The sequence below is a fragment of the Sporosarcina sp. P25 genome, assembly GCF_002743235.1.
Lineage (GTDB): Bacteria > Bacillota > Bacilli > Bacillales_A > Planococcaceae > Sporosarcina > Sporosarcina ureae_B.
On record NZ_PDYV01000010.1, the window covers coordinates 53094 to 77771 of the forward strand.

23 protein-coding genes and 1 riboswitch are annotated in these 24678 nt (G+C 40.6%); of the genes, 16 read left to right on the forward strand and 7 right to left on the reverse strand.

Annotated features, from left to right (window positions below):
• The first annotated feature begins 67 nt into the window (after positions 1-67).
• The 5 genes from CSV70_RS10260 (at position 68) to CSV70_RS10275 (ending at position 3084) form a co-directional block, all read left to right on the forward strand.
• On the forward strand, positions 68-958 hold the full coding sequence (locus tag CSV70_RS10260) for a LysR family transcriptional regulator (protein WP_099628711.1): 891 nt from the start codon (positions 68-70) through the stop codon (positions 956-958).
• A 68-nt stretch (positions 959-1026) separates the two neighbouring features.
• Positions 1027-1584, forward strand: coding sequence for a DUF420 domain-containing protein (locus CSV70_RS10265; RefSeq protein WP_099627063.1), 558 nt, complete (start codon positions 1027-1029; stop codon positions 1582-1584).
• Between the two features lie 110 nt (positions 1585-1694).
• Positions 1695-2693 carry a YcjF family protein gene (locus CSV70_RS10270; RefSeq protein ID WP_099627064.1) on the forward strand — a complete coding sequence of 333 codons (999 nt, stop codon included), beginning with the start codon at positions 1695-1697 and terminating at the stop codon, positions 2691-2693.
• Positions 2694-2709: 16 nt separating this feature from the next.
• On the forward strand, positions 2710-2859 hold the full coding sequence (locus CSV70_RS16505; protein ID WP_158232306.1) for a hypothetical protein: 150 nt from the start codon (positions 2710-2712) through the stop codon (positions 2857-2859).
• Between the two features lie 12 nt (positions 2860-2871).
• On the forward strand, positions 2872-3084 hold the full coding sequence (locus CSV70_RS10275; protein WP_099627065.1) for a cysteine-rich CWC family protein: 213 nt from the start codon (positions 2872-2874) through the stop codon (positions 3082-3084).
• A gap of 13 nt (positions 3085-3097) precedes the next feature.
• On the opposite strand, the gene CSV70_RS10280 is transcribed toward CSV70_RS10275, so the two are convergent.
• Positions 3098-3598, reverse strand: coding sequence for a ferritin (locus CSV70_RS10280; RefSeq protein ID WP_099627066.1), 501 nt, complete (start codon positions 3596-3598; stop codon positions 3098-3100).
• Positions 3599-3786: 188 nt separating this feature from the next.
• Here CSV70_RS10280 and cobT point away from each other — a divergent pair, with 188 nt between their 5' ends.
• Positions 3787-4824, forward strand: a complete 1038-nt coding sequence (gene cobT, locus CSV70_RS10285) for a nicotinate-nucleotide--dimethylbenzimidazole phosphoribosyltransferase (RefSeq protein ID WP_099628712.1) — start codon at positions 3787-3789, stop codon at positions 4822-4824.
• Positions 4825-4871: 47 nt separating this feature from the next.
• Here cobT and CSV70_RS10290 read toward each other — a convergent pair whose 3' ends face one another.
• The 3 genes from CSV70_RS10290 to CSV70_RS10300 all read right to left on the reverse strand — a co-directional run bounded on the left by CSV70_RS10290 (position 4872) and on the right by CSV70_RS10300 (position 8081).
• Complete coding sequence (locus CSV70_RS10290; protein WP_099628713.1) at positions 4872-6119, reverse strand: quaternary amine ABC transporter ATP-binding protein; 1248 nt, start codon at positions 6117-6119, stop codon at positions 4872-4874.
• On the reverse strand, positions 6116-6934 hold the full coding sequence (locus CSV70_RS10295; RefSeq protein ID WP_332308453.1) for an ABC transporter permease: 819 nt from the start codon (positions 6932-6934) through the stop codon (positions 6116-6118). The genes CSV70_RS10290 and CSV70_RS10295 overlap by 4 nt, the downstream gene beginning before the upstream one ends.
• 154 nt (positions 6935-7088) lie before the next feature.
• The gene (locus tag CSV70_RS10300; protein WP_099627069.1) at positions 7089-8081 is read right to left on the reverse strand and encodes an ABC transporter substrate-binding protein; all 993 of its coding nucleotides are present in this window, start codon (positions 8079-8081) and stop codon (positions 7089-7091) included.
• A 541-nt stretch (positions 8082-8622) separates the two neighbouring features.
• On the opposite strand from CSV70_RS10300, the gene cyoE reads away from it, so the two are divergent.
• From cyoE to ribH, 8 genes are all read left to right on the forward strand, one after another.
• Positions 8623-9534 carry a heme o synthase gene (cyoE, locus tag CSV70_RS10305; RefSeq protein WP_099627070.1) on the forward strand — a complete coding sequence of 304 codons (912 nt, stop codon included), beginning with the start codon at positions 8623-8625 and terminating at the stop codon, positions 9532-9534.
• Between the two features lie 138 nt (positions 9535-9672).
• On the forward strand, positions 9673-10800 hold the full coding sequence (locus CSV70_RS10310) for a M20 peptidase aminoacylase family protein (RefSeq protein ID WP_099627071.1): 1128 nt from the start codon (positions 9673-9675) through the stop codon (positions 10798-10800).
• An 11-nt stretch (positions 10801-10811) separates the two neighbouring features.
• Positions 10812-11630 (forward strand): GNAT family N-acetyltransferase, encoded by an 819-nt coding sequence (locus tag CSV70_RS10315; protein WP_099628714.1) that lies wholly within the window; start codon positions 10812-10814, stop codon positions 11628-11630.
• A 13-nt stretch (positions 11631-11643) separates the two neighbouring features.
• A complete protein-coding gene (gene menC / locus CSV70_RS10320; protein ID WP_099628715.1) occupies positions 11644-12756 on the forward strand; it encodes an o-succinylbenzoate synthase in 1113 nt (370 codons plus the stop codon).
• Between the two features lie 57 nt (positions 12757-12813).
• Positions 12814-12962: riboswitch (FMN riboswitch) on the forward strand.
• A 144-nt stretch (positions 12963-13106) separates the two neighbouring features.
• Positions 13107-14195, forward strand: coding sequence for a bifunctional diaminohydroxyphosphoribosylaminopyrimidine deaminase/5-amino-6-(5-phosphoribosylamino)uracil reductase RibD (gene ribD / locus CSV70_RS10325; RefSeq protein ID WP_099628716.1), 1089 nt, complete (start codon positions 13107-13109; stop codon positions 14193-14195).
• Between the two features lie 3 nt (positions 14196-14198).
• A complete protein-coding gene (gene ribE / locus CSV70_RS10330) occupies positions 14199-14843 on the forward strand; it encodes a riboflavin synthase (protein WP_099627075.1) in 645 nt (214 codons plus the stop codon).
• Positions 14844-14857: 14 nt separating this feature from the next.
• On the forward strand, positions 14858-16051 hold the full coding sequence (locus tag CSV70_RS10335) for a bifunctional 3,4-dihydroxy-2-butanone-4-phosphate synthase/GTP cyclohydrolase II (protein ID WP_085131352.1): 1194 nt from the start codon (positions 14858-14860) through the stop codon (positions 16049-16051).
• A 13-nt stretch (positions 16052-16064) separates the two neighbouring features.
• Complete coding sequence (gene ribH / locus CSV70_RS10340; RefSeq protein WP_085131351.1) at positions 16065-16532, forward strand: 6,7-dimethyl-8-ribityllumazine synthase; 468 nt, start codon at positions 16065-16067, stop codon at positions 16530-16532.
• Between the two features lie 248 nt (positions 16533-16780).
• Here ribH and metE read toward each other — a convergent pair whose 3' ends face one another.
• Complete coding sequence (gene metE, locus CSV70_RS10345; protein WP_099628717.1) at positions 16781-19075, reverse strand: 5-methyltetrahydropteroyltriglutamate--homocysteine S-methyltransferase; 2295 nt, start codon at positions 19073-19075, stop codon at positions 16781-16783.
• 680 nt (positions 19076-19755) lie between these two features.
• Between metE and CSV70_RS10350 the strand changes: the two genes are divergently transcribed.
• Both CSV70_RS10350 and CSV70_RS10355 read left to right on the forward strand, forming a co-directional pair.
• Positions 19756-21945, forward strand: a complete 2190-nt coding sequence (locus tag CSV70_RS10350) for a malate synthase G (RefSeq protein WP_099628718.1) — start codon at positions 19756-19758, stop codon at positions 21943-21945.
• 137 nt (positions 21946-22082) lie between these two features.
• Complete coding sequence (locus CSV70_RS10355) at positions 22083-22622, forward strand: hydrolase (RefSeq protein ID WP_085131348.1); 540 nt, start codon at positions 22083-22085, stop codon at positions 22620-22622.
• A 56-nt stretch (positions 22623-22678) separates the two neighbouring features.
• Here the strand turns inward: CSV70_RS10355 and CSV70_RS10360 are convergent, their stop codons facing one another.
• On the reverse strand, positions 22679-23236 hold the full coding sequence (locus CSV70_RS10360) for an SLOG family protein (protein WP_085131347.1): 558 nt from the start codon (positions 23234-23236) through the stop codon (positions 22679-22681).
• Positions 23233-24390 (reverse strand): acyl-CoA dehydrogenase family protein, encoded by a 1158-nt coding sequence (locus tag CSV70_RS10365; RefSeq protein WP_099628719.1) that lies wholly within the window; start codon positions 24388-24390, stop codon positions 23233-23235. The genes CSV70_RS10360 and CSV70_RS10365 overlap by 4 nt, the downstream gene beginning before the upstream one ends.
• Positions 24391-24678: the final 288 nt, after the last annotated feature.

Here is a 24678-nt window from a genome sequence, read left to right on the forward strand (position 1 = left end):
ATAGTGATGACTACTATCAATTTTATTGATATCATGTAAGTAAGAGAATTTGACTAGGAGGGTAACTATGGAATTTAAAGACTTAGAGATATTTCAGATGGTCGCAGAGAAAGGAACTATCACAGCGGCTGCTAAAGAATTACGCTATGTACAGTCAAATATTACGTCCCGAATACAAAAGCTCGAAGCGGAGTTAAAGACACCATTATTTAACCGACATAATCGAGGAATGATCTTGACACCAGAGGGGAAACGACTTCTGATTTACAGCGAGAAGATATTATCACTAACCAATGAAATGAGAAAAGTCGTGCAGAATGACAAAGAGCCTTCAGGAAAGCTTGAGCTAGGGTCGGTAGAAACCGTCATCAAATTACCGATTATTCTATCGAGATATAATAATAAATATAAGCAAGTCGATATTTCACTATTGACAGGTGTAACTGAAGGATTGCAGTTTAAGGTTCTAAACCATCAACTCGACGGAGCTTTTATATCGGAAGGAACGGCGCATCCCGACCTAGCTGTACATGATGTGCTCGAAGAAGAACTCGTGTTACTTTCAAGTAAACCGTTTCAATCTATAGAAGATATTAAAGATGAGCCAATTCTTTGTTTCAGAAAGGGGTGTGGCTATCGGGCACGTTTAGAGTTGTGGCTCGAAGATGAGCGGTTTAAGCCGACGAAAATGATGGAGTTCGGAACATTGGAGACGATTCTTGGCAGTGTGGCAGCAGGATTAGGTGTTACATTCGTTCCGAGATCAACTGTTACTCATCTTCTAGATCGAGGATCAGTCTATTGCTATCATCTACCACCAAAATACAGTCAAATTAAAACGGTTTTTGTACGACGTGCGGATTCCTATTTGACACCGACTATTGCTAAGTTTATAAAAGTTATTGATGAATTCAGAGAAAAATCAGATGAGCAATTTCAAAAGTCGACACAAATTTGACCTGCATAACGTGTTACGTATGGTACGATATAGGGTAGTTATCAATATAGAATTAGGAGTGTAACTAGATGAATTATACAAATCAAACAACACCGCCCGCAAATTTCAAAAAACGGAATTACCGTCCGGCGATTATCATTATCTCGGTCATTCTCATCGGTGCGATTGGCATCTTGGCAGGTATGCCAGGCGTAGAGAATTTCACAGCATTCGATATTACGATTTTACCTTTATTAAATGCCATTTTTAACAGTTTCACGTTTGTTTTTCTTGTATGTGCATTAGTCGCAATCTTGAAGAAGAATATCAAACTACATGAACGCTTTATCTATGCAGCATTTGGCACAACCGCTTTATTTTTAGTGACGTATGTCGCCTATCACTTTTTATCAGAGTCTACACCATTTGGCGGTAGTGGTTTCTTGGCTGGATTCTATTACTTCATCCTGTTTTCACACATCGTATTAGCTGCTGCAATCGTTCCGTTAGCGCTAACAAGTGTAGCAAGAGCATGGAATATGGAGATCCCGCGTCACCGCAAAATTGCACGATGGACGATGCCTATTTGGTTATATGTTAGTTTCACCGGGGTACTTGTGTATATCTTGATTTCACCTTATTATTAAATAATCAGATAAATAGTGTAGGGCATCAGTCAAAAGAGGATGAATGACTGATGCTCTTTTTTACAATAGGGTAATCTGAATAATCAAATTTAACAGAGGGAAGTGCTATAATGAAAACTCCAAATTTTATGTCAGATGAATCATTCGATAAAGTTTTTAAAGAAGAATCAGATCTCATCAATGAGCAATTAAAAAAAGAAATTCTTATTGCAATGATCGGGGACGTTAATGCAGGAAAGTCATCAACACTGAACCGTCTAATGCAAAAAGATGTAGCGGAAGTGGGAGCGCAACCGGGAGAAACGAAGGAAGTTAAGAAATTTTATTACACAGATAATATACTTTTTGTTGATACACCGGGTCTTGATGATATCTATCAAGAACATTCAAATGAAACACTGAAATTTTATAATCAAGCAGATGTGATTCTATTCTTCCTAAATGCAGCGGGTACGGTGTTGTCAGATACGGAACTAAAGTCATTAAATAAGATTGCCACGCTCAACAAGAAAATCATTCTTGTGCTCAATAAAATAGATGCAGCGGATGATGTTCTGAGTTTAGTGAACTATGTTTTGGAGCATACTGGGTTTGCTTACCCGGTTATTCCGATCTCTTCGAAGACAGGAGAGCAAATGGAATTCTTACAAAGAGAGATCCTACAGCAATTAAAAGATGCAAATAAAGATCTATTACTCGCAGCAAATATGGCGGATAAGTCGTCTATTGCCAAACGATGGATTCTCGCGGCTGGTGCGTCAGCCGCTACTATTGGAGCGGTTCCCATTCCGGGAGCTGATTTTATACCATTGACAACATTGCAAGTGGGACTCATGTTGAAGTTGTCGACATTATATGGCAAGCCGATTACGAAAGACCATGCCAAAGAATTGATTATTGCAACGATCGTAGGAAATGTCGGAAAAACAGCTTTCCGTCAAATCATTAAAGTAATTCCAGGTGCAGGAATGGTCGTCGCTGCAAGTGTCGCAGGTTCTATGACAGTTGCGCTAGGATATGCAGTGAAATACATGTATGAAAATAATATGGAACTCACACCAGACACATTGAAAAAAGTATATGAGATATTTTTAAAAAAACAAAAGTAAAAAAGGGGCGGGATGTATGGAGTGGTTTAACTACGCAACATTTGTGGTCGCTTTACTAGCTGGTTTGTATTCGATGGAAAGTATGAAACGAAATAAAGAATTGGAAGATCGGGTAGAGCAATTAGAGAAGAAAAATACAGCCGAGCTAGACAAGCATCGATTGTAGAGAGGGGAATATATGAAATACACATGTCCGATTTGCCAAGGGGATAATCTGTGCGGTAATGCAATGGAGAGTGACGAACATTGCTGGTGTACCAAGAAGATTTTTATTGAAGAAGTGTTTCGACAAATACCAGCAGACCAACTGCATAAACGATGTGTATGTGAAACGTGTTTGAAGCGTATCACTGAAATAGAACAGGCAAGCAAGAGGTCTGCGGACCGCTAGCTTGCCTGTTTTTTTATTCGGCTTCGAATGAACGTGTGGAAAGTTCTTTCTCGTAAATGAACAATGCGTTCTTATCTTCACGGATACGTTTCAAATACTCGATATGTCTATCGAACGTTGCTTCTTCTTCGACTTGCTCGTCAAGGAACCAATTCAGGAAAGAAATCGTTGCGTGCTCTTTTTCTTCCCATGCCATATCCATGATTTGATAGAATGATTTTGTTACTTCTTTTTCTTGTAATAATGCCACTTCAAATGTGTGTACCAAGTTATCAAAAGAAGTAGCTGGAGCAGGTGTTTCTGTAATAATCGCTCGGATCCCACGATCATTTAAATAAGAATAGATTTTCATTGCGTGATACCGCTCTTCTTCTACTTGCTGTAGAAAGAAGTGCGCGAATCCGCTGTAATTGCGATATTCACAGTAAGAAGCCATGGATAAGTAGGTTTGTGCTGCGGCAAATTCATTATTCATTTGTACGTTTAAAGCTTGTGCTAATTTTTCACTAATCATGTGGATCGCCCCTTTTCTGATAGTAATGTAACTAGCGTAATGTATGACATGTCCGCTAGTTATAGTATACCTTTAAACGACATTATTTGCATGCTGGATATTTAATTGGATACTCATTATCGACTACTGATATACTTATAAGAGAAACTTGATGAATATTTGTTTATAAAGAGAAAGAAGGTCATCTTTTGAAAGATTATACTATCCCTGCTTTGGATGTATCCGCAGGAGTGGAAGCGAAGTCATTCGTAGACACGTTGACGAAACCTATCGGAAGTTTAGGGAAACTTGAAGATATCGTGATTACATTAGCTGAGATACAAGGTCGGAAACATCCTAGCATCAATCAATTAGGTGTACTGGTATTCGCAGCAGATCATGGAATTGTGGAAGAAGGGATTTCTGCATTTCCTCAACTAGTCACACGTCAAATGGTACAGAATATGGCGGTAGGCGGTGCGGCAATCAATGTATTCAGCAGACAGCAACAAGCGGAATTTTCTTTGGTTGATGTAGGTGTGATCGGAGAATCCTTTTCTGAACCAGTGAAGGACCGGAAGATTCGTCAAGGTTCGGAAAATTTTCTACGTACCGAGGCGATGACTCAGCTAGAAGTGGAAAAAGCGTTGGAGATTGGCTTTGAAGAAGCACTTGCGTTATTTGAAAAAGGTGTTGACTTCTTAGTAGTAGGGGAAGTAGGAATCGGTAATACTACGACAAGCAGTGCTGTAGTGGCGGCCATTACAGAATTAGATCCGGCAGAGTTGGTTGGTTATGGAACAGGAATATCGGCTGATCAACATCTTCATAAAATTAAAGTAGTTCGAGAGGCGCTAGCTCTTCATGAGCCTAATCCTTCTGACGGCTTTGACGTGCTACGTAAGGTTGGCGGTCTAGAATTAGCTGCAATGGTAGGTGCAATGCTGGCGGCAGCTTCTAAACGTATCCCGATCATCTTAGATGGATTTATCTCGACTGCGGCAGCTTGCGTGGCGGAGACTATGAGCAAAGGTGCGGCTGGATATATGTTGCTTGGCCATCAATCGATGGAACCAGGGCATCAAAAGGCATTTCAATACTTAGAAAAGGAACCTATTTTATCTTTGTCCATGCGACTAGGAGAAGGAACAGGCGCAGCAGTTGCATTCAGTATCATCCAATCGGCTGTTCTGATGGTCAATGAAATGGCTACCTTTGAAAGTGCCGGTGTTTCGGGAAAAAGTTAATCAAAAAGGGAAGAGTGAGCAGCGGTGCTCATTCTTCCCTTTTTTTGTTATTCAGTTACTTCAACTGTTTCAATGGATTGATCGAGTATTTCTTCGCCTTCCTCTTCATCATTAGCGGAGTTGCTAATAATGCTTGAAAGTACATGAACTCGTAAAATAATCCCTTCAATTCGGTTCGTTTCATCTATGACAACAAGTGGATATTTAGAATCCAAGACACGCGGAATAATATCCTGAACATATTCCTCCGGAGTAGCAGTCAATACATCGGTTGTCATCACTTCTTCCAACGTTTTCTTCTTTTTTACGCCTTCGATCGCACCATCTATTGTTACCAATCCAAGCAACTGTCGTTCTCGATTCGTGATGAAGACACTGGAAATCCCGTGCTCCTCCATATTCTTAATCGCGACATGCAAACCATCTTTTCCATTCATGACACTTAATGGTTTTGACATGATATTCATTGCTTGTAACACTTTCGAACGATCAATTTCACGAGTGAAGTCAATAATATAGTCGTTTGCTGGTGTTTCTAATAACTCTTCCGGAGTACCGATTTGCTCTACGTGACCATCTTTCATAACTGCCACACGATCACCGATACGGAATGCCTCGTTGACATCGTGTGTGATGAAGATGATGGTTTTTTGAAGGCGTGTCTGGATATCTAGAAGTTCCATTTGCATTTCTCTCCGTATGAGTGGGTCAAGCGCACTGAACGGCTCATCCATCAACAAAATATCTGGATCATTCGTCAACGCACGGGCAATCCCTACACGTTGACGCATCCCTCCTGATAATTCATCGGGATATTGGTTTTCATACCCTTTTAGACCAACCGTCTCGATATGTTTTTGTGCGATATTACGACGTTCACTTTTCGATAAACCACGAATTTCCAGACCGTATTCAATGTTCTCAATAACCGTTCTATGACTAAATAAACCAAAGTGCTGGAAGACCATTGCGATTTTCTTCTGACGGAAAAATTTTAACTGCTCTTTATTATATTTGACAATATTCTCACCATCTACATAAATTGCACCTGACGTAGGCTTGTTCAATAAATTGAAGCAGCGGATAAGTGTCGATTTACCACTTCCGGATAGTCCCATAATTACGAAGGTTTCACCTTCCATGATTTCCATATTGGCGTTATAGACACCTACTGTATGTCCAGTTTTTTCGAGGATTTCCCTCTTAGAAGCTCCTTTTTCAATCATAGGAATGACTTTCTTAGGGCGAGGACCAAAGATCTTGGTGACATTTTCTACTTTAAGTTTAACGGTCATGCTGATCTCCTCCCTGTATTTTGTAGGCGGTCTGCCACTCCATTTGTTAAACGGTCAATAATAATCGCTAAGAATACAATACTGATACCTGCTTCAAACCCTAATGATATATTGATTTGGTTGATTGAGAATAGTACGCGTTCACCTAATCCGTGAGCACCAACCATGGAACCAACGACAGCCATTGATAAAGCCATCATCGTGGTTTGATTAATACCTGCCATCATAGTAGGTAATGCTTGTGGTAATTGTACTTTCACTAACATTTGGTTTCGAGAAGATCCAAATGATTCCGCTGACTCAATCACTTCAGAATCAACGTTTCGTATACCAAGTTCTGTTAGACGGATAACTGGTGGTAACGCGTAAATGATTGTTGCAATAATTGCGGGAACATTCCCAAGGGGGAAGAAGAATATTACAGGTATCAAGTAAACGAATGTAGGCATCGTCTGCATGGCATCTAATAGAGGACGCATGATGATGGAAAATGTTTTGCTAAACGCCATCAATATGCCGACTGGAATACCAATTGCAAGGGATAGTACGACAGATATTACGATGATCGCCACTGTTGTCATCGTATCTTCCCATAAATTGAAGGAACCAATTAAAAAGATAAAGACGGCAAACAGTAGGCCGTTAAAAATGGAATTTAAATACCAACCAAGGAGGAAAACCACAATCATGATAGCCCACCAAGGTGTAGCGAGTAAAGCTGTTTCAATAGTTCGGATTGTAGTGGATGCAATAGTGAAGATGAAATCAAATAGCCAGCCAAAGTTCATTGCAAGAAAATCAATAAACTTTTCCACATAATCTCCTATAGGTATTCTGACGTTAGGAAATTCATTCATAGGCAGTAAGCTAGGACGTACTAGCTTGTCCCTCTCTTTCTCTACTTTTAGTGTTAGTACAATTGAAAAGGAGTGGAGCGGAAAGCGTCCACCCCTGAAATTCTAAAATGTATTACAGAGCTGCTTTTACTTTCTCAGCAACATCTTCAGGTACCCATGAAGTCCAAAGATCTTCATGTTCTTTCATAAACCATTTTGCAGTATCTTCTGGACTAGCTTCATTTTCACCCATATACTCTAATGCTTCTTCTGTCAATGCACTGCTAGTTTTGTAATGGCTGAGGAACTCAACTACCTCAGGAGCTTGTGTTTTCAAATCTTTATGGACACTGACGTAGACATCATTAGGAGGGAATTCACCAGATTTATCTTTATCCCAAGCCTCTTGATCAAACGGCTCGTCTTCTAAAAGCGTTAAGTCATACGTTGCAGTGACCCAAGTAGGGGACCAGTAATAACCAACCCATGGTTCACCTTTTTTATATGCACTAGCTAAGTCAGCTACGATGGATGAATCTGAACCGGGAGCTAAATACGTAAACTTTTCATTTAAGCCATAAGTAGTTAATTTTTCATCTAAATGTTTACTGACTAACCAGCTAGATGGTGCGCCGATGATACGTCCCTTATCCTTGTTCTCAGGATCTTGAAATAGTTCAGGATACTTCTCTAAGTCTTTTACTGTTTTCAAATCAGGCGCTACCGCTTCGATATTACGCTCTGGATCCCCTTTGATAACATATGTAGGGACATACAGACCTTGTGAGTTATCGTCGAAATTTGTCGAGACGGTTTCGATGTCTCCGCTGTCGATTGCGTTTGTATACGCATCACCTAAGTTATCAGACCAAACTTCTGTATAAACTTGAAGATCGCCTTGTTGCAACGCTTGTAATGTTGCGGAAGAAGTTCCGTTCACTATTTCCGTATCATAGCCATAGCCTTCTTCTAAAATAATTTGTGCAATGCTGTTGTGTATCCGAATACTATCCCATCCTGCATCTGCCAGCTTAATCTTGCTTATTGAATCTTTACTATCACTGTTACTGCATGCTGTTAAAAGTAATAATGTTACGATAGATAAAAACAACATAAACTTTCTCAAAAAATCAAATCCTTTCCCTTTATAATTTTTTCATCACGGAATGCTGTTTTTTGCCTTAATCTCTTAAAATTACCCGCAAGAAAAAAGATGCAGGTAGTTGAGAAGATCAAGGGGAAATCAACACTTTTTCGCGATACTATTACACGAGTTTACAGGATAATTAAATTAATATCAATTTAATTATTTAGACAACTATTGATATTATGCTCTTTTAAATTGAAGTTTAACGGTTTTCTATAATGAAAAAAGTAAATGTGGTTTGATTGATCATGGCGGGTAAACTTAGTTGCTAGCCTATAAGGGGTATAGGCTCATGCTTTATCGAATAATAGGGGAAAATGATACAATATGGTATGATAAGTACATATGAAAAAAAGAGTATTTTATCATGCGATATGTTTATTTATGAACTTCTGACAAACCTTTGTAACAGTTTCTAAGGAATTATCGTGATTTTTTGATTTTACTTTTAAGAAAATGATATAGTTATATACGAATGGAAAAAATATTTAAATGTAACGTAAAAGGAGAACGGACCCATATGACGAAAGAAGCCCATATTGTTTCGAGTACTACTCAAAGCCGATCGGCGTCTACCTTCTTCTCGGATATTAAATCATTAGTTAAAGGACCTGTACTCATCGCGAATATATTTCCAGTTTTTACGGGGTTTTGGTTGGCACTATATTTTTCGGGCATGACACTCACAGGTAACTGGGGTGTGTTCCTGCTAACCATGATAGGTAGTACCTTGCTTGTTGCAGGTGCACTTGTAATGAATAACTGGTTTGATTCTGATATTGATACGGTTATGGAAAGAACAAAAAACCGTCCGACTGTGACAGGTAACTTTGCTTTGAAAACCGTATTAAAAATAGGTTTGATATTATCGGGAATTGGTATGGTATTATTATTTTTCACTACATTAGAAGCGGCAATTTATGCATTTATCGGATGGTTTACGTATGTAATACCCTATACCATGTGGTCTAAACGTAAATATACATTGAATACAGTGATTGGCAGTGTGTCGGGAGCGGTTACCCCTCTTATAGGGTGGGCAGCTATTATGTCAGCGGATCATATTGTACCGATTGTTTTGGTCGCTATACTATTCATTTGGCAAATGCCTCATACATTTGCGATTGCTATGAAGAAATATAAAGACTATAGTGCAGCAAACGTAGCGATGTTGCCTGTCGTTTATGGATTTAACTTCACAAAACGCCAAATGCTTGTGTATGTATTATGTCTATTGCCTTTACCGTTTTTATTAACGATGTTTGGCACTACATTCATTACAATCGCGACATTGATGAACCTAGGATATATTGCAGCTAGTATATATGGGTTCTATGCAAAAAATGATTATAAATGGGCTAACTTCATGTTCTTGTACTCGGTCAATTACATGACGCTATTATTCGGCATGATGATTCTTTGGACTTTTTAATCAATACGAAGAAGACTTCCTTTCACACGACGTGATAGAGAAGTCTTTTTTATGTTAAAATTGTTGAGGAGTTTGAAATTTTAGGAATAAACAGTTCGAATAGTACAATGGAAAATGGTTTTTTTAGGAGGCACACGCATGAAGGAGCAAGTACAATTACTGAAGCCGAAACTAGATGAAGTGTTTGTGCATTTGCACAGTCATCCGGAAGTTAGTTGGAAGGAAACGGAAACAACAACTTACTTGAAAGGATTTCTTGAACGAGAAGGATTTAATGTGAAATTATTCGATGGAATTACAGGTTTATGCGTTACGATCGGTGAAGGTAAGCCGGTAGTCGGGTTGCGTGTAGATATTGATGCGTTGTGGCAAGAAGTGGACGGTGTCTATCGAGCAAATCATTCATGTGGACATGATGGACATATGACCATGGGAATTGGTGCTTTGCTTATGGCTAAAGAACGCGGAATTCCTCAAAAAGGAACATTAAAAGTATTCTTCCAGCCGGCAGAAGAGAAGGGAAAAGGCGCGCTAGCTGTTCTTGATCAGGGATTGATCGATGATATCGATTACTTATTCGGCGTTCATGTAAGAGCTGCGGATGAAATGGCTGACGGTTATTCCGCTGCCTCACTACGTCACGGTGCCGCGAAAATGATCAGTGGAACGATCAAAGGAACAGAAGCACATGGTGCCAGACCGCATCAAGGAAAAAATGCGATCGAGGTGGGCGCTTCGTTAGTAGGAGGTTTGCAGTCCATTCATTGTAATCCGATGGTTTCTCATACAGCGAAAATGACGATGTTCCAAGCAGGTGGCGAATCTGCCAATATAATTCCGGGAAATGCAAAATTTAGTTTGGATTTACGTGCGCAAGAAAATGGTATAATGGATGAATTATATGAGGAAGTAGAACGTGTGATTCAGGCGATAGCTAGACAATACGATGTAGAAATCAACTATGAAGTAATGGCAGAAATGGTCGCAGCGGAAGTAAATGCTGAAGCTGAAGATCTAATGTATCAGGCGATTGCTAAAGTAGTGGGTGAAGACAAGACTACACGCACCGTTGTCACGCCGGGAGGAGAAGATTTTCACTTCTATTCTGTAAAACGACCCACTGTCAAAAGTACAATGCTAGGTTTGGGATGCGGCTTAATCCCAGGACTTCACCATCCGCACATGACATTTAATCAAGACGCACTGGCAACAGGAGTTGAAATTTTAACTACTGCCATCGAATTAACATTCCACTCTAAAAACTAGAAGGTGACAGTATGAGGAAAGATATAGTGGTCAGAAAAGTGACGGCTATCGAAGACATTCGTTCTATGCAAAATCTTGAGAAGAAAATTTGGGGAATGGAACCAATCCCTATCCATCAAACCATCACAGCAGTCAAAAACGGTGGATTGATTGTAGGTGCGTTTCTAGGAGAGCGTATGGTCGGATATTCTTATAGCTTTGCCGGCTATTCAGAAGGTCAAATATATTTATGCTCTCATATGCTTGCGGTAGATGAAGAGTTTCAGATGAAGGGCATTGGCAAACAGTTGAAAGAAGAACAACTACGTTTTGCACGGGAAATGGGCTATCGATTAATCGTCTGGACATTCGATCCACTCGAAAGTCGCAACGGCTATTTGAATACTTCAAAGTTATACGGTGTGTGCTATGACTATATAGTTGATTGTTATGGAGAGATGGACGATGGATTAAACAAAGGTTTACCGACCGACCGTTTTCAAGTTGCTTGGTGGATTGACAGTCCGCGTGTAGTGGAGAAATGGCAACCTAATCTTATATATAGTCGTCCGTTTCAAATCCAATTGAGCGATAATTCACACCCTATCCTGCTTTTACCGGAAACAACTGAATGGCTGAAGGCGGAAGCGATAGAAGTGCCTGTGCCCAAACAAATTCAATTAATCAAGCAAGAAAACTCGCAATTGGCCTACGAATGGAGAATGAAGACGAGAACGATATTTCAGCAACTGAGTAAGGAAGGATTTGCTATGATCGATGTACGCCGAACAGAAGAATCTGTGCAGTACTATCGTTTCTGTAAGCGGTCCATCATTCCGTTGCATGATTAAAGGAGCTGACCCAATGAAAATTAACACGATTACACTTCGCAGAATGAATATGACGATGAAACATCCGTTTACTACAAGTTTTGGAACGATTCAGCAGAAAGACTTTCTGTTGGCAACTGTCACAGACGCGGACGGTCATGAGGGATGGGGGGAATCTGTTGCGTTTACTGCGCCTTGGTATAGTGAAGAGACGACAGAAACGACGATTCACATGCTTCGTGATTTCTTGATTCCCGCAGTACTTGGCAAGTCTATTACACATCCCGATGAAGTAAGTGACTTATTTAGACATATCCGCAAAAACAATATGGCGAAAGCGACAATTGAAGGTGCGATATGGGATGTATATGCAAAGCATCACCACATGACACTTGCCAAAGCACTTGGAGGGCAACGTAGCCGTATTGAAGTGGGGATCAGCATTGGAATTGAAGAAAATGTTGAAGATTTATTGGCCAATATTAAAGGCTTTATAAATGAAGGGTATAAGCGCATTAAAGTGAAAATCAAGCCTGGGTATGACGTGGAAGTGATACGTGCCATTCGAGAAACCCATCCTGATGTACCCTTAATGGCGGATGCGAATTCAGCTTATACGTTAGATGATGTAGAAGTGTTGAAAGAACTCGACCAGTTTAACTTGATGATGATTGAGCAACCGCTTGCTTCCGATGATATTATCGATCACGCAACATTGCAAAGACAAATTAAGACACCCATTTGTCTAGATGAAAGTATTCACTCATTGGAAGATACACGAAAAGCTATCGAACTTGGTAGTTGTAAAATTATCAACGTGAAAATTGGGAGAGTTGGCGGTCTGTCAGAAGCGAAGAAAATTCATGATTATTGTGCAGCGAATGGCATCGATGTATGGTGTGGCGGCATGTTAGAATCGGGTATTGGACGAGCGCACAACGTAGCATTGACAACTTTACCTAATTTCACGCTCCCTGGCGATACAGCAGGTTCTTCACGTTACTGGGAACAAGATATTATTACACCAGAAGTAGTTGCTGAAAAAGGTTATATTACAGTTCCGTCAGAAGATGGAATCGGGTACATTCCCAACATGGAAGCATTGGACAGATTTACAGTAGATAAATGGGTTTTTATAGCTGAATAATTATTCAGCTATTGTTATTTAGTTGTCATATGTGCTAGACTCTTAGTTAATCGAATATGTTTCCTTCGGGGCAGGGTGTAATTCCCTACCGACGGTGATGAGCTAACAAGCTCTTAGTCCGTGACCCGGATGCTTTATAGAAGCAGAAGGTGGATTTGGTGAAACTCCAAAGCCGACAGTTAAAGTCTGGATGAGAGAAGGAACAACGCGTGTATACTATAAGTGATGATTTTTCATTACGGTATATAACGTTTATTTAGTCATGGATACAAGCCCCGCATAATCTTTTGCGGGGCTTTTTGTATGTAGAATTGTCACTAGAGGAATACTGTAAGCTGGAGTGTTGCTCAATGAATCAGAATTATATGGAAATGGCTTTGCAGCTCGCAGAAAATGTGGCAGGTCAAACTTCTCCCAATCCACCAGTAGGTGCAATCGTAGTTAAGACAAACCGGATCATTGGAATGGGTGCGCATTTACAAGCAGGAGAACGCCATGCAGAACGAATCGCACTTGATATGGCAGGAGCGGAAGCAACAGATGCTGATTTGTATGTAACGCTTGAACCTTGTTCACATACTGGTAAAACTTCCCCTTGTGCTGATGCCGTTATTCAAGCCGGTATCAAACGAGTCTTTGTTGCGACAACGGATCCTAATCCTCTTGTAGCAGGTAAAGGCATTGCGAAACTTCGTGGTGCAGGAGTGGAAGTAACCGAATCTGTCTCTTCTGAACGCGCTAAAAAACTATATGAACCATTTTTTCATTTTATTAAAACCAAAACACCTCATGTGACAATGAAAACAGCTATGACGATAGACGGTAAGATTGCCACTTCTAAAGGAGATAGCAAATGGGTGACGAGTGAGCAAGCGCGACTCGATGTCCATCAGCTTCGCCATACGCAAGATGCGATTTTAGTAGGTGTGCAAACGCTTCTTCATGATAATCCTCTTCTCACCACCAGACTGCCCCTAGGTGGACAACATCCTATTCGAGTTATTTTAGATACATCTTTACGAACACCAGAATCTAGCCAGATCATTCAAAACTCAGAAGCGCCTACTTGGATTTTTTGCGGAAAATATGCAGAGTTATCACGTGAAAAGTTACTCAACAAGCCCCATGTCCAGATCATCCGAATGCAAAAACCCCAGCTGATTGTAGAAGATATTCTATTAGAGCTAGGAAGACGTGGTGTTATGACATTGCTTGTAGAGGGTGGAGCGGCCATTAATGCTTCGTTTGTGAAAGCGCGCGCCGTGCAGAAGGTCATTTGCTATGTTGCACCCAAACTACTTGGCGGAATTGGATCGCTGACGCCAATAGGTGGACTGGATCCTCAACTGATGGATGAGGCGCTTCCATTAAGATTTGACAGTGTGGAGATGATTGGACCAGACATTAAAATCATAGCTGTACCGAAAGTGGGTGATTGAATCATGTTTACGGGAATAATTGAAGAGATTGGTTCAGTTAAGCAAATACAACCTGGCGCTCAATCTATGACAGTTACGATAGCTGCATCCCTTGTTTTGACAGATGTGAGAGTAGGGGATAGCATCGCGGTCAACGGTGTCTGTTTGACGGTAAAGAGTTTTACCAAGGACCAATTTGTTGCGGACGTCATGCCTGAAACTGTCACTTCTACTTCACTACGACAATTAGAAGTGGGAAGTTCTGTGAATCTGGAGCGAGCACTTGCAGCGAATGGTAGGTTAGGCGGACATTTTGTCACAGGACATGTAGACGGAATAGCTACGATCCGTGAGAAGCGAACGGTTGATAATGCATTATATATACGCTTGTCCTTACCGCAAGGATATCATCCTTATTTGTTACATAAAGGCTCTATCGCATTGGATGGGACGTCATTGACGATCTTTGAGGTAAAAGATACAGATATTACGATTTCATTGATTCCACATTCACAGGAAATGACGGTCATTGCGAAAAAACAAATAGGGGATGTAGTTAATTTCGAATGTGATATGCTCGCCAAATATGTTGAGAACATGTTGCAGAAAAGACAAAATACGGATCAAACGATGTCGAAAGACTTTTTACAACAACATGGGTTTATGTGAAGGAGTGAATGAGGATGTTTCATACAATCGAAGAAGCATTAGAAGATTTACGACAAGGTAAAGTGGTCATCGTAGTGGATGATGAGGATCGAGAGAATGAAGGGGATTTCGTGGCATTAGCCGACCAGATTACACCTGAAATTATCAACTTCATGGCGACAAAAGGTCGAGGCTTGATTTGTGTACCGATAACAGAGCAAAAAGCAGCGCAACTAGGGTTACAGATGATGACCGATGATAATACCGATTCACATGGCACGGCGTTTACGATTAGTATCGATCACCGCTCTACACATACTGGGATCAGTGCATTTGAACGTGCGGATACAATTATTAAAATGATGGAACCGAATGCAACAGCAAGCGAATTCAAACGTCCAGGGCATATATTTCCACTTGTAGCGAAGTCGGGTGGTGTACTAGAGCGTACAGGACATACTGAAGCTGCGATAGATTTAGCACGGCTGGCAGGCAGCGCTTCAGCAGGCGTCATTTGTGAAATCATGAGTGAAGACGGAACGATGGCGCGTGTGCCGGAATTACGTCAGATGGCTGAAGAACTAGATTTAAAACTAATCACCATTCAAGACCTTATTCATTATCGTCTGCAACGAGAGCAATTAGTCATTCGTGAAGCAGAGATCGAGCTGCCGACAGGTTATGGCGAGTTCCGCATGGTTGGCTATACCGAAACTATGACAGGAAAAGAACATGTTGCACTGGTAAAAGGGGACGTTACAACGGAAGCGCCGGTCTTAGTAAGGGTTCATTCGGAATGCTTAACAGGCGACGTTTTTGGATCGTGCCGTTGTGACTGTGGTCCGCAACTGCAAGCTGCTCTCTCTCAAATTGAAGAAGAAGGGCGCGGTGTATTGTTGTATATGCGTCAAGAGGGCAGAGGAATAGGTTTAATCAATAAACTGAAAGCCTATGAACTGCAAGAACAAGGCTATGACACGGTAGAAGCAAATGAAAAACTTGGGTTTGCGGCTGATTTGCGTGATTACGGTATTGGCGCACAAATACTTCGGGAACTCGGCATTACGCAAATGCGTTTGTTGACGAATAATCCAAAGAAAATTGCTGGTTTAAAAGGATATGAATTGGAAGTAGTTGAACGCGTTGCAATTCAGCTACCATTTAATGAAGCGAACGAAAAGTATCTACACACAAAGGCAGAAAAGCTTGGTCATTTACTAACTTTATGAGGAGAGATGAAAAATGGGTAATTTATTCGAAGGACATTTAGTAGGTACGGGGTTAAAAGTAGGTATCGTCGTTGGGCGGTTCAACGAGTTCATCACAGGGAAGTTACTATCAGGAGCACAAGACGCGTTCAAACGTCATGGTGTGGATGAAGCAGATGTAGATATAGCATGGGTGCCGGGAGCGTTTGAAATTCCGTTAATCGCAAAGAAAATGGCGGACTCAAAAAAATATGATGCAGTCATTACGCTAGGAACGGTAATCCGTGGCGCGACACCTCATTTCGATTTTGTTTGTAACGAGACTGCAAAAGGTGTTTCTCAAGCAAGCATGCAATCGGGCATTCCAGTGATCTTTGGTGTGCTGACAACGGATACGATTGAGCAATCGATCGAGCGTGCAGGGACTAAAGCCGGGAACAAAGGCTGGGACGCAGCGGTGTCCGCTATTGAGATGGCGAACTTGACGAAGCAGTTTGACTGATTCGTAATAGACGTAAAAGAGGATGTCCTCGAAGTTACTTTACTTCATAGGATATCCTCTTTTATAATGTATTATTCAAATCTTAACATCGGAGTATGCTGTGCTTAAATTGTGTTTAAGTTCAAATATGCAAATGTATGTATCATCCAACCCCTCTCTGAACACTTTTGCGGTCTGCTCTATTTCGAACTCTCTATGAAAAAACTGTCTTAGAAACCATACTGATTTCTAAGACAGTCCTAAATTCATTATGGTACCGTGACTACGCCTAATTTTTCTCGTGCCTGTACAGTAGCAATGACCATATTTTTCAATGCTGCAATTGTTTCTTCACGCTTTCTCGTCTTCAATCCACAATCCGGATTAATCCAGAACTGAGAAGGTTCGAGTACTTCAAGACCTTTGTTGATAATCTCTGTCATCTCTTCTACTGCTGGAACGCGTGGACTATGAATATCATAGACACCTAGACCGATTCCTTTGTCATAATGATACTCATTGAAAGCTTCGACTAAGTCGCCGTGACTGCGTGACGTTTCAATGGATATTACGTCTGCATCCAGTGCACTGATCGATTCAATAAAGTCGTTAAAATCACAATAGCACATATGCGTATGCACTTGCGTCGTATCTTCCACTGAAGCAGTAGATACGCGGAATGCATTAACAGCCCAGTCCAGATAGTGTTTCCATTCAGTCTTTTTCAATGGAAGACCTTCACGAAGTGCTGGCTCATCCACTTGAATCATATGGATACCCGCTGCTTCAAGCGCTTCAATTTCCTTACGCAAAGCGAGTGCGATTTGGTTTGTCACTTCTTCTCTGGACAAGTCATCACGGACGAATGACCAGTTTAAAATGGTTACAGGGCCCGTGAGCATTCCTTTTACTTCGTGATCTGTAAGTGATTTCGCATAAACCGATTCTTCCACAGTCATTGGTTTAGTGAACGCCACGTCTCCAAAGATAATAGGGGGCTTAACGCAACGTGAACCGTAGGATTGTACCCAAGCTTTTTCAGTAAAGACAAATCCATCAAGCTTTTCTCCGAAATATTCCACCATGTCTGTACGTTCGAATTCGCCATGTACCAATACATCAAGGCCTAAATCCTCTTGAATATCGATCCATTCTTTAATTTCAGCACGAATGAAATCTTTATATTGCTGTTTCGTAATTTCGCCTTTTCTCCATTTATTACGTGTAGCCCGTACTTCCGGTGTTTGTGGGAAGCTACCTATAGTCGTAGTAGGAAGTAGTGGCAATTGGAATTTTTCCTGTTGCTTCGCTTTACGTTCTGCAAATGGAAGATTTCGTTTACTATCAGAAAGTAGACTTCCCGAAGTCGCTTCGCGAACTTCTTTATTATTGCGAGTAGGAAGGGCGTTAAATACAGTCAATGCTACTTCACATTCTTCAAATTCCTTAGCTGTTATTTCTTTACCTTGTAATATAGCTATTTGAATTGCTTTAATTTCTTCAATCTTCTCGTCGGCAAATGCTAATGCGTTCAAGATCGTTTTATCTAGTTTCTGTTCCGAGCGAGTCGTAACAGGTGAGTGTAGCAAGCTACAAGAAGGCTGAATCCACAATTTATCAGCTGAAACTTGCTGTTGGATTGTTTCAGTCAATGCAAGTTTTTTCTGTAAATTAGATCGCCATACGTTGCGTCCATCTACAATTCCTGCTGCAAGCACTTTACCTTCTGGGAAACCATATTGCTTTAGATTTTCTAAATTTCTTTCGCGTCCGTGCACGAAATCGAGTCCGATACCTGCGACAGGTAACGCGATCGTTTCCGTATAATGTTCTACTGAATCGAAGTATGTCTGTAGTAGAATATTCAGCCCGCTCACATTTTTAGTTAGCTGGGAATAAATTTCTGTAACGGTCTTCATTTCATCTGAGCTTATGGATGTACATAGAATCGGCTCATCAATTTGAACCCATTGTACACCTTCATCCTGTAACTCTTGTAGTACTCTTTGATAAAGCGGAATCAGTTGTAAAATTATAGATGGTACGTCTATATCTTCGTAGCCTTTAGATAACTTCAGTAATGTATAGGGACCGAGTAGTACAGGTTTACCTTTAATACCTAGTTCGCTCTTGGCTTCACGATAAGCAGTTAGAGGCTTGTTTTCCGTTAATTGAAAACGCTGACCTTCGTACTCGGGCACGATATAGTGATAGTTTGTATTGAACCACTTTGTCATTTCAGAGGCAACTGCCTCATCATTACCGCGTGCCATCGAAAAGTATGTGGAAGTGGAAACTTGTCCGCCTTTCCAGTTATAGCGTGACGGAATGATTCCGAACATGGCTGACGTATCCAGTACGCGGTCATACAATGTGAAGTCGCCTACAGCAATCAAATCAACTCCGGCGTTTTGTTGTTTCTTCAAGTTTGCCAAGCGAATCTCTTTCGTTGTTTGAAGAAGCTCATCTTCTGAGATCTTCTTTGACCAAAATGCCTCAAGTGCACGTTTCCACTCACGATTTTCACCTATTACGGGATAGCCCGTTATACTGCTTTTTACCATGGATAATTTCCCCCTTAAATTTTTACAATAAAAAAAACATCTCTAGGGGAAATGTTAGAATTGCGAGTACATATAAAATAACATGCTACTTATAAGCATGCGATTATTTACTGCGTCTGTCTAACACTCCCCTATTCACCGTAGGATTAGCGTCATGAAAAATAGGCAGGTATCTGGCTGGACGCATTCGCGTCTTCACAGTGGCGGGACCGCTCCAAGAAAAGGATTCCCATTTAAGAAATGAAAGTATTTTCATTCCACCTACTTTTCAAACTATTCAATTTAGATGATTGACTCTAAAGCTATCACATGCAAAATAGTGTGTCAACTTGCTATCAGAATTTAGTGATGAGTACCTAAATAACAAACAACGAAGTGGAAATATAATAAGAAAAAATAAAATACGATATTTCCACGACTGTTATATAACTGTTGTTAATAGTCGTATCGAACACAAATAGCCATGATGTGAAAATTTTCACAATTCAGTTGAAAGTAAACTAGACTTTAGGTATGATATGTACTAACACGTCTTCAAGTGAAGAAGTCATACGTCTTTTATGTATCGATTTTTGATCGATAGGCTATGGGGTGTTGCCGAATAATAGACGATGATGGTGTTCAACGCTACATGTTATACAACAGAGTAGCGAAAAAATATTAAGGGGTGGCTTTTATCCATGACAAACTATGAAAAAGTAGGTAAATTGCAAGTCGCAACAGAACTATATAACTTCGTAAAAGAAGAAGTTCTTCCAGGCTTAGAGATCCAAAATGAACAATTTTGGACAAACTTTGATTCGCTAATTCATGAACTTGCTCCTGAAAACAAAGCGCTATTAGAAAAACGTGATGAATTACAAAAGACCATAAGCGAATGGCATCAAAATAATAAAGGCGAAATTGATTTCGCTAAATATAAAGAGTTTTTACAAGAAATTGGCTATTTAGAGCCGGTTCCTGAAGATTTTAAAGTGACAACAGCTAATGTTGATCAGGAAGTCGCAAACCAAGCAGGTTCTCAATTGGTAGTGCCGATCGATAATGCTCGTTATGCATTAAATGCAGCAAATGCACGATGGGGAAGTCTGTACGATGCGCTTTATGGATCTGATATAATCAGTAATGAGGCGGGTGCTGAAGCTGGTGTTCAATACAATCCAGTTCGTGGACAGAAAGTAATTGATTTCGCGAAAAAATTGTTAGATCAATCAGCGCCTTTAGCTGAAGGTTCCCATGCAGATGTAACTGCTTATAAAATTGCAAAAGGAAAACTTCAAGCGACGCTTGAAAGCGGTAACACGACTCACTTGCAAGATGAATCCAAGTTCGTTGGATATAATGGTTCTGAAGATGCACCGACGGAGGTATTGTTGGTGAATAATGGATTGCATATCGAAATAGCTATTGATCACAATAACCCAATCGGTAAAAGTGATAAAGCGGGTGTGAAAGATCTTGTAATTGAAGCAGCACTCTCTACGTTGATGGATTGTGAAGACTCTATTGCAGCGGTAGATGCTGAAGATAAAGTGGGCGTATACCGTAACTGGCTTGGTTTAATGAAGGGCGACTTGGAATCTACATTCAAGCGAGGTAGTAAAACAGTTACAAGGAAATTGAATGCTGATCGTACGTATATAGGTCGAGACGACAAAGAGTTGACATTGCGTGGTCGTTCATTGATGTTCGTACGTAACGTAGGTCATTTAATGACTAACAATGCGATTCTTGATGAAAACGGCAATGAAGTACCTGAAGGAATCTTGGATGGCGTTCTTACATCTTTAATTGCTACACATAACTTTAAAGAAAACGTAGAGTTTAAAAACTCGCTTCACAACTCTATTTATATTGTAAAACCGAAAATGCATAGTCCAGCTGAGGCGGCATTTGCGAACAAATTATTTGATCGTATTGAAGATTTACTAGGTGTTGAGCGCAATACAATTAAGATCGGAGTTATGGATGAAGAACGCAGAATGTCACTGAATTTGAAATCCGCAATCAATGAAGTGAAAGAGCGTATTGCATTTATCAACACTGGATTCCTTGACCGCACAGGTGACGAAATTCATACGTCTATGCAAGCAGGTCCGGTTATTCGAAAAGCGGATATGAAGGCATCTAAATGGCTTTCTTCTTATGAAGCCGCAAACGTAGCAGTAGGAATTGGTGCGGGTCTCCCTGGACATGCACAAATTGGTAAAGGAATGTGGGCTATGCCTGACTTAATGGCTGCTATGCTCGAACAGAAAATTGCTCATCCAAAAGCTGGTGCGAGCACAGCGTGGGTTCCATCACCAACAGCTGCAATTTTACATGCATTGCACTACCATGAAGTAAATGTTAAAGAAGTGCAAGCTGGAATTGACAGTTCAATCGATTATCGCGATGGTATCCTTGATATTCCATTGGCACCTAACGCAAATTGGTCTGCAGAAGAAGTACAATCGGAACTGGATAACAACGCACAAGGTATCTTAGGTTATGTAGTTCGCTGGATCGACCAAGGAGTAGGGTGTTCAACTGTTCCCGATATCAATGATGTCGGATTAATGGAAGATCGTGCAACATTGCGTATTTCCAGCCAGCACATTGCCAACTGGTTACGTCATGGTGTTTGTACGAAAGAGCAAGTACAAGAAACTTTGGAGCGTATGGCGATAATAGTGGATCAGCAGAACGCCGATGACGAGTTGTATCAGCCGATGGCACCGAACTATGAAGATTCTATCGCATTCCAGGCAGCCTCCGATCTAATCTTTAAAGGGGCGGAACAGCCAAGTGGATATACAGAGCCAATCTTGCACGCTCGTCGTATTAAAGCGAAAGCAAAAGCGAAACAAAAAGCAACAGTCCAAAATTAATAATTAGTTCAAGCTGTCTCTCTTTCACTGACGAAAGAGAGACAGCTTTTTGCTTAATCACTTTGAGATGGGTATTTTCTAATGAATCTGTAAACATGCTATACTAACAGGAATGTTGGAAAGGGGATAAATACATTATGTTGCAAACCAATCAAACGGTTTTCGTATTAGTAGATGTACAAGGAAAGCTGGCACAAATCGTCAATGAAAGTAAGGAACTACATGATAACCTAGAAAAACTGATTAAAGGATTACAAGTATTGGATATCCCAATTCTATGGCTCGAACAATACCCTGATGGTCTAGGAGCAACTACTGAATCGTTATCGAACTTGCTCAGAGAACAACAACCCATAGCAAAAATGACGTTCAGCGCAATGGGCAACGAAGAATTTGTGAAACAACTGAATGAGCTAGGTAGGAAGCAAGTGTTAATTGCAGGAATTGAAACGCATATTTGCGTCTATATGACAGCGGCTGATCTTGTGATGCAAGGCTATGAAGTAGAAGTGGTAGTAGATGCAGTCACTTCCAGAACAGAAGCTAATAAAATGATCGGCTTACAAAAGATGAAACATCTTGGAGTCTCCGGCACTTGTGTAGAAACTGCTTTGTATGAGTTGTTAGGTGAGGCGGGGACGGATGAATTTAAACGGGTTTTAAAAGTAATCAAGTAGATCAAACATCAAATAGAAAAAAGCGAAATGCCTGATTTCTGGCATTTCGCTTTTTATTACTCCCATTGTTCTCGTTGTAAATCTTCGGCAATGAGTTGTAAATCATCAGCGGTAATCGATAATAATTCATAGGAGGTAGTTTCCGCTAGTTGTACTGCCATTTTCTTAAGAAACTTCGGTGAACCTTCATTTTCTTCATCATATAGAAGTAACAAAGCATCCGAATTTCGAAGTAGAAACTTATTCTTCTCTACAAATTGCCATGGTGCTTCATAAGGTTTGTTCGTCAAACTCACTGAGTAATCTGCAAGTGATATGATTTGTTCATATGTCTCTTGTTTTAATTCATTCCAGTTCGACTGTTGATCGAGAAATGGTGTAATGACCGCGTATTGTAAATTTGGGTAATCTTCTTGCAGATCCCACACACATTCAATAATCCACGTTTCAACTCCCAGCTGTCCACTGACAATAACCCATTCGAGTCCTTGGTCTAGGAGAGCTAGCAATCGATCTGTCAACGCTTTTTTGATGATAGGTATGCCTTTATGGTCTTCATTGAAGATTCCTAATTCATGGGCTTTATAACCGCTCACGAGTAAACGTTTAATCATTGTTGTCCACTAATTGCTGCTTGTGCAAGCTTTGTAATCGTCATATCATCCATAGGTGGATTGTGAAGACCGGCCCGCACATCGCGATAATGACGCTGAAGGGGATTAGACAATTCCAAACTTTTCGCGCCTACAATGCGCATCGCTAAGTTAACAATTTCTATCGCGCTATTCGTTACAATCGATTTCGCTACTCCAAGTTCATTTTGTAGATAAACTCGTCGAGCGGGATCATCGTAAATTCTCGCGATATCATAAAGTAAATGGCGTGCCTTAATCAGCTCTAAGTCCATTTTTCCGATTTGTGTTTGGATACTGAAAAGGGAAGCAATGGGTTCATTAAGGCTGTTTGGCTGATAAGTTGCTGCAAAGTGCACCGCGTAATCACGTGCCGCTTGGGCAATTCCCATGTAACATGCGGGAATATGAAGAAGCCAGCCGTTTTGTTTGTTGCCACGTGATGCTTCATTCACTTCTACTAACTGATCAGCCGTTGCTTCCACTTGATCTAGCACAAGTGTCTGGCTTTCCGTACCGCGCATTGAAATCGTATGCCAAGTATCTCTGATAGAAAGGCCAGCTGTGTCACTTGGCAACAAGAAAAAACCTGTTTTCTGTTTTTCTTCAATCCAAACAGATACGAGGATATGGGTAAGGGCAGGCGCCATAGTCGTAAATGTTTTTTCACCTGAAATCACCCAGCCATTCTTGGTGCGTGAAGCAGTTGTTTGTGGTTGACCACCACGTGTAGGGCTACCAGTTTGTGCTTCAGTAACGGAACGATTGACTAGAGCACCTTGTTGAATGGCTTCACTAAATTGAGCTAATTGTTCTTCGGTCCACTTACGACTCTCATATAGTTCACCAACAACTCCTTGATGCCAGCCAATTGCTAGAGCGGTAGCACTATCAAAACGAGCGATGGTCTCCTGGAAGAGCACCATATCCGTCACTGTGATACCCGCACCTCCGAACTCTTTAGGTAAGGTTAGCGTCGTATAGCCCATTTTCACGAGTTTTTCTATATTCTCTTTTGGAAATTTTGATAGCTCATCAGATTGTTCTGAAAAGCTACTGAAAAACGGACCTGCCTCAGTCAATTGATCGACCCATCGGCGTTGAAAGTCCGTTGTGATAAAAAGTTCTGTTGACACGAGTAACACATCCTAACCACTTCATTCTTGTACTACTATTCACTGCTAGCTTATTGTAAATTTATATACAAACGCAAAATTACCTTGAGTACTCCTCTCAAGGGTCATGAAATTCTAGTATACTAGAAAAACAAAATAAATACCATTCTGACGAAAGAAAAAAATTCATGTCGTACTATGCAATAATTTACTGAATAATTGAGAAGTATAAAGCTGCTCGCTGTTGCAAGACGAAGTTTAGTTTTAGTCGAAATTTCTACGAGTAAACTATTTAGCGAATTTACAATT